The following is an 11,875-nucleotide window of genomic DNA, read 5'->3' on the forward strand; positions in this document are numbered from 1 at the left end:
AGTTTATTATTTAAGGCAGTTTATAATAGCATCCTCCACATTCGGATACCTAAATTCAAAACCCGCATCCAGCAGGCGTTGGGGCATTACCCAGCGGCTTTTTAATATCAGTTCGGTTTCGGTACCGATGATGGCGGCGCCCACTTCCAACAGCCACTTTGGGGCGGGCAAACCGATAGGCATGCCGCAGGCCTTGCGGATAACGCGCATCATGTCTGCGTTTTTAACCGGGTTTGGTGCAACGCAGTTAAACGCGCCGTTTGCTTCGGGATTATCTAACAGCCACTCTACCGCGCGGGCCACATCCTGCTCGTATATCCAGTTTACATATTGCTCGCCATCGCCCTGTTTGCCGCCCAAACCAAACTTTACCAAGTTATACAGGCGCGGGAATACGGCACTCTCCTTGCCCAGCACAATGCCAATGCGCAGGGCTATTTTGCGGGTAGCCGGTAGTTCGGTCTCAAAAAATGTATGCTCCCAGGCTTTGCATACCTCAACAGAGAAGCCCTCGCCGATATCGCCGGTCAGCTCATCCTGCGGGCGGTCTTCAGCGTGGCGATAGATGGTTGCAGATGAACTGTTGATCCAAATCCTGGGCGGATTTTCCATTTCGGTCACTACCCTATTCAGCAGGGCGGTAGGGATCAGCCTTGAATCAAAGATCTCCTGCTTATTCTTTTCGGTATAGCGGCAGTTCACGTTTTTGCCACATAAATTCACCAATAGATCGGCACCGGTTAATTGCGCCACCCAATCTCCAGCGGTTTTCCCGTCCCAAACCACCGTTTTAATATTCCCTTTAGGGGATACGGGGCGGCGGGCCAGGATGATGATCTCGGCGGCAAGTGTTTTAAAATGTTCGGCCAATACGGTGCCCAGGTAACCATTGCCGCCAGCAAGCACTATTTTTTGGTATTTCATTTTAGTTGAGATAAAGGATAAGGAATAAAAGCGCCACACGATACGCCATCCAGGTGACAGTGAGCAGCCAGCCTAAGCTAAGTAATTTTGTACGGCGGATGTGCTCTAAAAACATCAGCCCGGCCACTGCTAAAAACCAAAGCATATTGATAAAGGGGGCAACGGCCACAAACTTGCCAAGTAACAGCATGGGCAGCAACAACAACGCCCCGCCAAAGGAAATGCTCATCATATTGCCCAAATAATCCCAGCGTTTGGCGGGTTTGTACAGGCTGACGATGATCCCCTGGAAAAGCACCTGTCCGCTACAGATCATATACTCGCGATAGGGTTTGCCTATAGCAACCAGCGGGCTTAAGTGACCGGCGTAATGGGTCAGGATAAAGCCAACAGTCAGGCTAGTCAAGGCCAAATAAAGCAGGCGATAGAACAAGCTGAACGTTGGCTGTATGGCGTTTTCATCAACCTTGGCCGGGATAATTACCTTACGGTTGTAAGAGATAAAGGCGTAAACCTTGCTCATCAACCAGATGAACGGCCTGAAGCCAAACAGCGGACCGAACACCGGAAAGGCATTACCGATCACCTTAAACAAGCTTTTTATGCCGTAATTCACCTCGCCCGTTTGGGTGTTTACCAGCGCTATTTCGTTCACCGCGCGCTGCCTGTCCACCAGTGGACAAGCGCCGGCCAGTACCTGCTGGTAAGGCGCACGACCGTTTTTATCGAGCATGCCGGTGGCTATAAAAGCGCGGCTATAGATATCGCACATGGGGCATTCGGCATCGTAAAGGATGGTGTATCCGGCTAAAGTTTTCATTTTTTTTGAGGTGAAAGATGAAAGGGAAAAGGCTAAAGGTTATTCTGTCGCGGTGTTATTGGCTTTGTTTAACTGGGCACGGTTGCGCAGCTTAAAAAAGATGGTGAGGTTTAAAAAGTGCATAGCACCCAGTATCAGGATAATATAGCCCAGCTTGCGGCTTAATACCTCTACCACGGTTTGCAGGTTTACAATGGCATCCACCTCTTTTAAGGCCAAACTCATGTAGCCAATGTTTACCAGGTAGAAGCCAACCACCAGCAGCTTGTTTACAGAGTCGGCCAGGGGTGTATTGCCATGGAAGATATCCACCAAAAATATGCGGCCGTTGTTAAACAAAACCCGGGCAACCCAAACGGTTAGGGCAATGCTGATCATCAAATAAAACGCGTAGGTTAAAATGAAGTAGTTCATGATGTTTGTGTTTAAGTGCATGTTATTATTGTTTATTTTGTATTTTCAATAAAAATTGAAAGATTTTGATAAATTTTTTTATTTAAACATTTTAAAGATAGAACCCCAAAACCAGTTCTCTTCTGCTTTCAGCATGGTCTCTAAAGTACGGTTCACGTTTTTGGCCAATTTGTTAATATCCGTTACCGATGTATTAAAGGTTTTATAGTCCGGGTCTTTCATATCGCCCTTTACGGTTTGCAGTTCGTTCAATAATTTAATAATGGGATCCAGCTCACGCTTTTTGCGTTCCTGCGCTACCTGACGGGCAATAGCCCAGGTATCCTTATCGGCAAAAAAGTATTCCTTGCGTTCGCCGGCACGGTGCTGTTTTTCTATCAGGCCCCAGCTGATCAGGTCGCGCAAGGTCATGTTGGCATTACCGCGGGAGATCTTCAGCTGCTCCATAATTTCTTCGGTGGTCAGCGCTTCGGGACTGATCAGCAGCAGGGCGTGTACCTGGGCCATGGTGCGGTTAATGCCCCACTCGCTCCCCAGTTTGCCCCAGGCTTCAATAAACTTCAACTTTGCTTCTGCCAGTTCCATAGAACAAATGTAAATACTATTTTTAAACTTTCAAAATTTATTGAAAGTTTATTTAAATACATAGTGGCTGCGGGCTGTATGCGGCCAAAAACTGATAGCGAAGTCCTGGTTCAGATACTTCTTGCATTAAACGTCATTAATACCCAGGCAAATCAAAAACATTATTTAGGTTTGTTTTATTTGCAACATCATGAAGTCGTCTATAAGATATATTATACTTTTCCTGCTGCTTTCTAACGCCTGCTTAGTACGGGCGCAGGCGGCTTATCACCATATTAAAAACTATAAAGCTTATTACGGCTGGGCGCATGCCTATCCGCAGGATAAAATGGTTTTGCGCCGCTTTGAGGACGGCAACAAAACTTACTACCTGCTGGTAAACCCGCTAACGATGGAGACCGAGGTGAACGACAGCGACATCTATAAAATAAAACCGATGAACATAGCCGAAGCCCGCGCCTTTTTTAAAAGCACGCCCTATCAAAAAGCTTTAGCCAAGGCCGAAAAGCAATCGGTAATGATACAGGACGCGGGCATTGAGCGGGGCATGCCTAAAGAGGCGGGCATCAGCTTAACAGCCGACCTATGTCCATCGCACCGGCCGCTGGATAAGGTGATATTTACCGATATTTTTAACGGGTTGGGCAAGGTGGAGCGGCCTGTGCCTATAGCCCTTTCGGTAACCGGCGTCTGGATGCGCCAGCACCCGCAGGACCTGGAATGGCTAAAACAAATGGAAGCCAAACGCGAGATCTATATCACCTGGATCAACCACTCGTACAACCACCGGGTAAGCGCCAGTCGCCCGCTGAAGGAAAATTTTTTGCTGGAACCCGGCACCGATATGAGCTACGAAGTACTGGAAACCGAACAGGCCATGCTGCGCAACGGGTTGCTGCCCTCGGTGTTTTTCCGTTTCCCCGGCCTGGTATCCGACCAGCAACTGGTGAACCGCGTAACCGATTTCGGCCTCATTCCTATCGGTACCGATGCCTGGCTGGCCAAGGGACAACAACCCCAGGCCGGCAGCATTGTGCTGATACATGGCAATGGCAATGAGCCGGTAGGCGTAAAGGATTTTATTAAGCTGCTACAATCAAAAACGCAGGCCATAGCCAATAAGCAATGGCTGCTTTATGATTTGCGGGAGAGTGTGGATGAGGAGTTTGGGGAGGTGAGGTAGGGGTTGGAGTGAACTAAATTGTCTCAAACGACAACCTTAAAAAACCAGTATATTTGCGTAACAACCTTACGCTATGAAACCTTCATTTTGTGTTTATTTGATTGTATTTTACTTATTTGTTAATGCATGTAGCAATCCTCAATCGCATTCCGGTATAAGTCAAGCTAAAAAAGCACCGGCAACAAAAGTCGATACCACTAAATCTTTTAAAATAGCAAATACCTGGGTAACTCCGAAACCCTCGCTTGATTTTAACGCCCTTAATAAATTTGCAGGCGACACACTTGATTTGGTAGTTTGCGGGAAGTACGTTTATGAACCTTTTGGCGGCATTAAAAGCAAAAAGGATTTTAAATCAAGCCTATTGAGCAGTTTTTTGGTGATTAATAGAATGGAAAGAGAAGATTCGGGCACATTCGAATTTAATAGCCTGCGACACAACAAGAGTAAACTGCTCTTCTTTTTTGATACAGATCCCGAGGCATCAGCGCATTCATCTGTTTTTAAAGGAGAAATATACGATGCGGATGTGCATTTTGTAAACGGGATAAAAATCGGAATGCCTACTGCGAATTTCTATAATACATTATTTGATTATTTTCCAGTTGAATTGATCTCAAATTACCACGTTGTTGTTCTTGAATCGTGTGTTCAGGATATCATTCATACCTATACTTTTAAAAACGGGAAATTAGAATCGGTAAAGTTTGCTAATGATAGTTATTGGAAGGTGGATTATTAAATAGAATAAATGCCCTTCCGCTGGCGCACGCCTGTGGCGTGTGCCCCGTATACCCTTCCCCGCGTTAGTGATAGGAGCGGATACCGGCCCTGTGGCTAAGGCCTGAAGGCGTATGAGCGGATAGCACGGGCCGCAGGCAACGCCATAATTAGTTTAAATCAGGATTTCCCGGATTTTAGAATTCACAGAATTTATTTTACAGGTATCATTCTGTCCATTCGTTAATTCTGAAAATTCTGATTCAGACCATCGCTTCCCCTAAAATCCTATTAATCTGTTTAATCATGGTTCAGAATTATTATTTTTGCCGGGTATGAGCGAAGAAAGATCATTAAATTTTTTAGAAGAGATAGTTGAAGAAGACATTGCCAGCGGCAAACATGGTGGCCGGGTGCTTACCCGTTTCCCGCCCGAGCCTAATGGCTACCTGCATATAGGGCACGCCAAATCCATCTGCCTTAACTTTGGGCTGGCGCAAAAATATAACGGTAAAACCAACCTGCGTTTTGATGATACCAACCCGGTAAAAGAGGACGTGGAATATGTAGACAGCATTAAAGAAGACGTAAAATGGCTGGGCTTTGAATGGGCCGAGGAATTGTACGCGTCCGACTATTTCGACAAGCTATATGAGTTGGCCGTAACGCTGATCAAAGCCGGTCTGGCTTACGTAGACGATAGCACCGCCGAGGAAATTGCCGCGCAAAAAGGTACGCCTACCGAACCGGGTACGCCCAACCAATACCGCAGTCGTACCGTTGAAGAAAACCTGCAACTGTTTGCCGATATGAAAGCGGGCAAATATCCCGACGGCGCCAAAGTATTGCGCGCCAAAGTAGACCTGGCCGCGCCCAACATGCACCTGCGCGACCCGCTGATGTACCGCATTAAACACGCGCATCACCACCGCACCGGCGATGCCTGGTGCATATACCCCATGTATGATTTTGCCCACGGCCAAAGCGATGCCATTGAGCAGATCACCCACTCGATCTGTACGCTGGAGTTTATTCCGCACCGCGACCTGTATAACTGGTTCATCGAAAAACTGAACCTGTTCGATTCGCACCAGTACGAGTTTGCGCGCCTGAACATGACCTATACCGTAATGAGCAAGCGCAAGCTGCTGCAACTGGTAGATGACAACCATGTAGAGGATTGGGACGACCCGCGTATGCCTACCATTAGCGGTATGCGCCGCCGTGGTTACCCCGCCGCCGCCATCCGCGAGTTTTGCGAACGTATTGGCGTGGCCAAGCGTGAAAACATGATAGACCTGAGTCTGCTGGAGTTTTGCGTTCGCGAGAACCTGAACAAGAGCACCTGGCGCCGCATGGCCGTTTTAGACCCGATAAAACTGGTGATCACCAATTACCCGGAAGGCCAGACAGAAATGTTCAGCGGCGAGAATAATCCCGAAGTTGAGGGTGGTGACGGCAGCCGTGAGTTCCCTTTCAGCAAGGAGATATGGATAGAACGGGAGGACTTTATGGAAGAGCCGCCGAAGAAATTCTTCCGCCTGGGTGTCGGCCTGATGGTCCGCCTGAAGAACGCTTACATTGTTAAATGCGATAGCTTTGTTAAAGATGCCGAGGGCAACGTGACCGAAGTGCATTGCAGCTATATCCCCGAAAGCAAGTCGGGTAACGATACCAGCGGCTTAAGCCCTAAAGGTACCATCCACTGGGTGAGCGCCGCCCACGCCAAAACCGCCGAGGTACGCCTGTACGACCGCCTGTTCCGCGTGGAAGACCCAAGCAACGAAGAAGGTGATTTTAAAGAATACCTGAACCCGGATAGCCTGCAGATCATCAACGCCTACGTTGAACCCGCCCTGGCCGATGCCCAAATGGGCACCGCCGTCCAGTTTATGCGCAAAGGCTATTTTACCCTTGATAAACACAGCACCGCCAATAAATTAGTGTTTAACCGCACGGTTACACTGAAGGATGGCTGGAAAGTGAAGTAAGAACCCTTACCCCGCAACCCTCTCCGAGGGAGGGGGAGGACTATAGAATAATAACGCACGAACGGCGATTGGAAATCCAATCGCCGTTCGTGCGTTTTATACCTACCGTCATCGTGAGTCGCTTCTATCAGCGGCGAACGATCCCCGATAAGCAGATCCGCTCTGTATACCGGGGATCGTTCGCTATCGCTCACGATGACGAATTATCGAACTACTCCGCAGCCGTAAACTTCAAACAGCTCGGGTTACCGAAATTGATCTTCGAGTTGGTAAGCGTTAGTTTACCGGTTTGTTTATTGATGCGGTAAACGTAAATATCATCGCTGTTTTGGTTGGCCACCAGCAGGTAACCGCCGGTTGGGTCTATCACAAAATTGCGCGGGGTTTTGCCCATGCTCGATTTGCGTTCTACGAAGGTCAAACGACCATTATCCGGGTTGATGGAAAATACTACAATTTCGTTGGCATCACCGCGGTTGGTAGCGTAAAGGAATTTACCATCCGGCGATACGTGGATATCCGCCGCGCCAACGGCACCTTTAAAACCATCGGCCACCAGGCTGATAGCTTCCAGTTGTTTCGATTTGGGGCCATCGTAATCGTATACATAAATCACGCCACCCATTTCGGTGATGAGGTACATATATTTTTTATCGGGCGTAAAATCAATGTGGCGCGGGCCATGGCCGCCAACAACGCTTAACGATGAGGGGTCGGCTGCAACAAGTGGCTGGTCGGCGCCCGGTTTGTAGCGGTAAAAGTTCAGCTTATCGGTGCCCAGATCGGTATACAACAGGTACTTTTCATCGGGCGATAGCACGGCGGTGTGCACGTGTGGTTTTTCCTGGCGGTCTTTGTTGGGGCCGTGGCCTTCATCCTGTATGGTTTGCACTACGGGCATCAGCGAACCATCTTTAGCTACCGGCAGTACCGACAGTGAACCGCCGGCGTAGTTGGCTACAAACACGTGCTTCTGCGCCTTATCAACCGAGATATAGCATGGCCCGGCGCCGGTTGTGGGTTGTTTGTTGATCACAGCAATTGTACCAACCTTAGGCTCGAAAGAAAAAGCGGTTACGCTGCCTTTGCGGTCGTTGCCTACCTCGTTTACCGAATAAACAAATTTGTTGTTTTTGCTGATGCACAGGTACGATGGATTGTCGATCCCTTCAACCTGCGTTAGGTAGGCCGTGCGACCGGTCTCGGTATAAAAGCGGAAAACCGATATGCCTTTGTTGGTACCGGTAGTATAACCGCCGATGATGAGATCGTATGTTTTAGGGGTGTTATCCTTTTTTTGCGCGAATACGCCGGCGGCTAACAGCATTACCGGCAAAAGCATCAGTTTTTTCATTACAGACAGAATTGTTACGGTATGCAAGGTAGTAAAATATGTAAAAGAATGCATGGCGGAGAGGAGATATAGGGTGATGGGACAGATTCGGCTAAAGCCAGCTTATTGCTAACAAAGGTTCCGTTGGTTAAAACCAACGGCAATGAAATGTGGGATTCTTATTCATTGCCGTCCCTTTTAAGGGACGGATAATAAACAGCAGATATAGGGCTTTAGCCAAACCGACATAGCAGATTACCCCTTCCTCAACTCCCGTATATACTCCTCCCTGCTGATCATCCCAGCCCCCATCGATTCCAGGTGTTCGGTATGCATCTGGCAATCTATCAAATCGTACAAACTGGTTTTACACAGGTATATCAAAGCTGTTTTCGATGCGTTGCTTACCTTGCTGAACATGCTTTCGCCGCAAAATACCCTGCCGACCCGCACGCCATACAAACCACCCACCAGTTCATCATTCAGCCAAACTTCAACCGAGTGGGCATGCCCTAATTGATGCAGGCGGATATAGGCAGCTTTCATGTCATCGGTTATCCAGGTGCCGTCCTGTCCCTCGCGTGGGGCGATTGAGCAGTTGCTGATGATATCGGCAAATGCGGTATCCATAGATATCCTGAACCTGCCCGACCTCAACACCTGCCGCATTGACTTTGATATCTTCAATTGGTGAGGATACAGCACAAACCGCTCATGCGGCGAATACCATAGGATAGGCGTATCATCGCTATACCAGGGGAAGATCCCATTTTGATAAGCCAGCAACAGGCGTTGGGGTGATAGGTCGCCGCCTACGGCCAACAGGCCATCCTCTTCGGCCAGTTGGGGATCCGGGAATAGCAAACGTTCATCAAGGCGGAATATCATCGGCGCAAATTTACGCATTGCGGGGCTATCGGAGGACTGACAAAAAAAGCCCGTCGAACATACGTCAACGGGCTTCGCGCGTGCATTAAAGGTAGTTTATGCTTCCCTTATTAATGTTTTAATTTGCTCGGCCATATCGGGCGTAACAGTAGTTCCGTGTACAGAGCGGGCGTGTTCGGCAGCTATGGCCAGTACTTCTTCTTCAGTGTCGGCGGTTACTACGGCAGGGCAGTCAAAGCCGGCATCGGCGCAATTTAAAGTTTTCATGATGGTGTTTTTTAGCGGGTTGTTTTGTTAATGATGCATCAAAATTAACCCCACATCATGCTTGTCAACGGTATCAAAAGATACACAGGCTAAAATATTTATAAAATATCTATACGGCCCCGGTACAGCCTCACCATATTTTGCTTTTCATAGTCCTTCAGTATGCGCGATATTACAACCCTGGTTGTCCCCAGTTCGGATGCCAGCTCCTGGTGTGAGAGATTAACAGAGGGACTGCCTGCCTCGCGCGATTTCTTTTTCAGGTACTCCAACACCCGTGTATCAATATGCTCAAATACGATATCCTCGAAGGCATTGATCAGGTCATCATACCTTTTACGGAACATGTGCATCATATATGTATTCCACGCCGGATATTTCAATTGCCATTGCATCACCAGATCGGCCGGGAAAACCAGTACTTCGGTAGGTTCGGTAGCCACACCGTGCGATGTGCTTTTGTTATTGAAATAGGCTGCCGCCAGCGACATGGTACACGTTTCCTCGGCCTTTACATGGTACAGGGATATCTCCCGGTCTTCCTTTTGCTGATAAACCCTGATGGCGCCGCTTAATACAATAGGCAAAAACTTTACATATTGCCCGTCGCGCACTACTACATCGCCTTTATTTAAACTAAGGGTTTTGCCATGCTGCAATAACTCTGCCTTCAGGTTAGGATCGCTAAAAAAACTGATCTTTTTGAAAATATCTGTACTGGTTTCCATAATTAAACATTAATTACCGGCTACGGAATAGACCATGTAATTTACATCATTAATTATTTAATAACCAATTATTTATCCTTGCTACACCTTCTTTTTGATCACCATTTTCTTATTCTGTGCCTTTGCTATATCCTCCATATATTGCTGCATTTCGGTGTATTTGGTAGCGGGCACCACCTGGTTATCTAAAATGAATTTCACTTTGGATGTTACCTGGTTTTTAGCCTTATCGTACAGGTAACTGGCCTCAAAGTTTCCGTAGCTAAACTTCAGTTTTACATCGGCAGGTAGTGTTTCCATTTCAAAACCGGCAGGCAGATCTATCGTGGTTACACACGTTTTTTGCATGGGGTGATCGAAATAATAATCGGTTTTACGCTTTTCCAGTTCGGGCATGGTGGCGCGCCAGATATCAAAAACATTAGCCTTATAAAATTGCTTATCGCCAACGGCCAGGTCAAAAAGGCGGTCGTATTCCAGGGCGATGTTCATCTCCTTGGTGCCATCCTTATCGGGCGACAGCTTAAAGTTGAAGGCGATAGGCTGTTTAAGATTAAGGTAACGGATAAGATAGGCCTTTTGCTCGTCCAGCTTTTGCGATTCAAGGCCCAGGTACATGCTGCGGTATTCGCCGGTCGAGAGGAACTTCAGGTCGGCTTTGGCGCTGCCATCGGGATTAAGTGTTACATGCGCGTAACTATCAAATACGTTATCCTGCATGGTGCTTTTGGGCGTAGCCACCAGTTTGCCGCCTTCGGGAGTGATCAGCAGGGCGTTGCGGTTTTCGGTAAAGGTACCCAGTTTGCCAAAGGGCTGTGTGTTGCTGGTACACTCCAGCCAGGTGGTATCGCCTTTAAGGGGCACGCATAATATCACATGGTTAAACACGTTAGCCGGGAATTTCGGATCGGCCGGGCGCTCGTTGGTGCCCGCGTTGATAATGGCATAGCACGATGGGATATCAACCGCGCGCAGCAAAGCGCCCATATAATTGGTAAGCGCCTTGCAATCGCCATATTTTTTCTGATCGACAAACGTAGCCGGGAATGGTTTTAAGCCGCCAATACCCAGCTGCACACTTACATAACGCACATTTTTTTGCAGGTAGTTGTACAGAAAGCGTACCTTATCTTTATCGGTTTTTATGGTGTCGGTCATTTTTTTGATCTCGGCGGCACGGGCGGGGCTAAGTGTGTTTACATCGGCGTTAAGGCCGTTTATCCATTTGCCAAAATTTTGCCAGTTATCAAAAGTGCCCGGCAGGCCATAATACTCGAAGCTATTGGTAGCGAAGGCTATCTTTTGCTGCATTTGCCATGGCAGGGTGTTTTCTTCGGGCTTGGCAGCCTTTAGGTTTTTTACCTGCCAGCTATAGGTTTCCATATCGCCCTGTGTGCCTTTTTCGGGATTAGCGACAATATTAAAAGCCTGGTACCGGAAGCCAACCGCCGGATTTACCGCTACCTTACACAGCGCGGTTTGTACAGCAATTTCTTCCTGCGGCCGTATCATCCACGAGCCAAGCGAGATAAAGCTGGAGATATCTTCTTCGTAACTGATCTCGATAGTGGTAGGGTAGCTGGGGATGGTATGTTGCAGCAGCAATACGCGATCATCGGTAACAATGGTTTCATCATCGCTGGCGGCGCGGTCGTACATATCGCTTTTATGGTATTTTTTTAATATCTGGCCGGTAGCGCTGTATACTTTTACTTCGATATCAGCATAGGTATCGTACTTGCGGTTGTAAAGCATGCCAATTTCGCCAACATGGTCGCCCTTTTCGTTTAAAACGGTGGTAATACTGTGATGCTTTAATACCTCACGCCCCGGCGCTTTAATGATGATATCATCCATTGTATAGCGTATTACGGCGTTGGCATCAGTTTTTAACGAATCGGGTATGCCGGAAGCGAGGTAATACTCTTTAGGTATGTTTTTATCCTGGGCATGGGCAAAAATAATGGTTAGCACCATGGCGGTACATAACCCCCAGCCCCTTATCATCATCCTCATTATATA

General features: G+C 47.8%; 12 protein-coding genes. 3 read left to right on the plus strand and 9 right to left on the minus strand.

Annotated elements, in window-relative coordinates:
• Positions 1–6 precede the first annotated feature (6 nt).
• The 4 genes from HQ865_RS21225 to HQ865_RS21240 all read right to left on the minus strand — a co-directional run bounded on the left by HQ865_RS21225 (position 7) and on the right by HQ865_RS21240 (position 2,743).
• A complete protein-coding gene (locus tag HQ865_RS21225) occupies positions 7–924 on the minus strand; it encodes a TIGR01777 family oxidoreductase (RefSeq protein WP_173416827.1) in 918 nt (305 codons plus the stop codon).
• 1 nt (position 925) lies between these two features.
• Positions 926–1,744 carry a thiol-disulfide oxidoreductase DCC family protein gene (locus HQ865_RS21230; protein ID WP_173416828.1) on the minus strand — a complete coding sequence of 273 codons (819 nt, stop codon included), beginning with the start codon at positions 1,742–1,744 and terminating at the stop codon, positions 926–928.
• A 39-nt stretch (positions 1,745–1,783) separates the two neighbouring features.
• A complete protein-coding gene (locus tag HQ865_RS21235) occupies positions 1,784–2,158 on the minus strand; it encodes a hypothetical protein (RefSeq protein ID WP_173416829.1) in 375 nt (124 codons plus the stop codon).
• Between the two features lie 78 nt (positions 2,159–2,236).
• Positions 2,237–2,743, minus strand: a complete 507-nt coding sequence (locus tag HQ865_RS21240) for a GbsR/MarR family transcriptional regulator (protein WP_173416830.1) — start codon at positions 2,741–2,743, stop codon at positions 2,237–2,239.
• Positions 2,744–2,933: 190 nt separating this feature from the next.
• On the opposite strand from HQ865_RS21240, the gene HQ865_RS21245 reads away from it, so the two are divergent.
• The 3 genes from HQ865_RS21245 to HQ865_RS21255 all read left to right on the plus strand — a co-directional run bounded on the left by HQ865_RS21245 (position 2,934) and on the right by HQ865_RS21255 (position 6,637).
• Positions 2,934–3,926: a polysaccharide deacetylase family protein gene (locus tag HQ865_RS21245; protein ID WP_173416831.1), complete on the plus strand. Its 993-nt coding sequence runs from the start codon at positions 2,934–2,936 to the stop codon at positions 3,924–3,926.
• 73 nt (positions 3,927–3,999) lie between these two features.
• Positions 4,000–4,668 (plus strand): hypothetical protein, encoded by a 669-nt coding sequence (locus HQ865_RS21250; RefSeq protein WP_173416832.1) that lies wholly within the window; start codon positions 4,000–4,002, stop codon positions 4,666–4,668.
• A gap of 313 nt (positions 4,669–4,981) precedes the next feature.
• Positions 4,982–6,637: a glutamine--tRNA ligase/YqeY domain fusion protein gene (locus tag HQ865_RS21255; protein WP_173416833.1), complete on the plus strand. Its 1,656-nt coding sequence runs from the start codon at positions 4,982–4,984 to the stop codon at positions 6,635–6,637.
• Positions 6,638–6,848: 211 nt separating this feature from the next.
• On the opposite strand, the gene HQ865_RS21260 is transcribed toward HQ865_RS21255, so the two are convergent.
• The 5 genes from HQ865_RS21260 to HQ865_RS21280 form a co-directional block, all read right to left on the minus strand.
• Positions 6,849–7,991, minus strand: coding sequence for a lactonase family protein (locus HQ865_RS21260; protein ID WP_173416834.1), 1,143 nt, complete (start codon positions 7,989–7,991; stop codon positions 6,849–6,851).
• A 234-nt stretch (positions 7,992–8,225) separates the two neighbouring features.
• Positions 8,226–8,858, minus strand: coding sequence for a leucyl/phenylalanyl-tRNA--protein transferase (gene aat, locus HQ865_RS21265; protein WP_173417878.1), 633 nt, complete (start codon positions 8,856–8,858; stop codon positions 8,226–8,228).
• 96 nt (positions 8,859–8,954) lie between these two features.
• Positions 8,955–9,125, minus strand: coding sequence for a DUF1059 domain-containing protein (locus HQ865_RS21270; protein WP_173416835.1), 171 nt, complete (start codon positions 9,123–9,125; stop codon positions 8,955–8,957).
• Positions 9,126–9,223: 98 nt separating this feature from the next.
• Positions 9,224–9,853, minus strand: coding sequence for a Crp/Fnr family transcriptional regulator (locus tag HQ865_RS21275; protein WP_173416836.1), 630 nt, complete (start codon positions 9,851–9,853; stop codon positions 9,224–9,226).
• An 81-nt stretch (positions 9,854–9,934) separates the two neighbouring features.
• Complete coding sequence (locus tag HQ865_RS21280) at positions 9,935–11,869, minus strand: DUF3857 domain-containing transglutaminase family protein (protein ID WP_173416837.1); 1,935 nt, start codon at positions 11,867–11,869, stop codon at positions 9,935–9,937.
• Positions 11,870–11,875: the final 6 nt, after the last annotated feature.

Source organism: Mucilaginibacter mali (assembly GCF_013283875.1).
Classification (GTDB): Bacteria; Bacteroidota; Bacteroidia; order Sphingobacteriales; family Sphingobacteriaceae; genus Mucilaginibacter; species Mucilaginibacter mali.

Coding starts and splice junctions, on each gene's coding strand:
- HQ865_RS21275 (WP_173416836.1), bottom strand. CDS start 9,853: ATGGAAACCAGTACAGATATTTTCAAAAAGATCAGTTTTTTTAGCGAT.
- HQ865_RS21280 (WP_173416837.1), bottom strand. CDS start 11,869: ATGAGGATGATGATAAGGGGCTGGGGGTTATGTACCGCCATGGTGCTA.
- HQ865_RS21260 (WP_173416834.1), bottom strand. CDS start 7,991: ATGAAAAAACTGATGCTTTTGCCGGTAATGCTGTTAGCCGCCGGCGTA.
- HQ865_RS21245 (WP_173416831.1), top strand. CDS start 2,934: ATGAAGTCGTCTATAAGATATATTATACTTTTCCTGCTGCTTTCTAAC.
- HQ865_RS21240 (WP_173416830.1), bottom strand. CDS start 2,743: ATGGAACTGGCAGAAGCAAAGTTGAAGTTTATTGAAGCCTGGGGCAAA.
- HQ865_RS21225 (WP_173416827.1), bottom strand. CDS start 924: ATGAAATACCAAAAAATAGTGCTTGCTGGCGGCAATGGTTACCTGGGC.
- HQ865_RS21270 (WP_173416835.1), bottom strand. CDS start 9,125: ATGAAAACTTTAAATTGCGCCGATGCCGGCTTTGACTGCCCTGCCGTA.
- aat (WP_173417878.1), bottom strand. CDS start 8,858: ATGATATTCCGCCTTGATGAACGTTTGCTATTCCCGGATCCCCAACTG.
- HQ865_RS21250 (WP_173416832.1), top strand. CDS start 4,000: ATGAAACCTTCATTTTGTGTTTATTTGATTGTATTTTACTTATTTGTT.
- HQ865_RS21230 (WP_173416828.1), bottom strand. CDS start 1,744: ATGAAAACTTTAGCCGGATACACCATCCTTTACGATGCCGAATGCCCC.
- HQ865_RS21235 (WP_173416829.1), bottom strand. CDS start 2,158: ATGAACTACTTCATTTTAACCTACGCGTTTTATTTGATGATCAGCATT.
- HQ865_RS21255 (WP_173416833.1), top strand. CDS start 4,982: ATGAGCGAAGAAAGATCATTAAATTTTTTAGAAGAGATAGTTGAAGAA.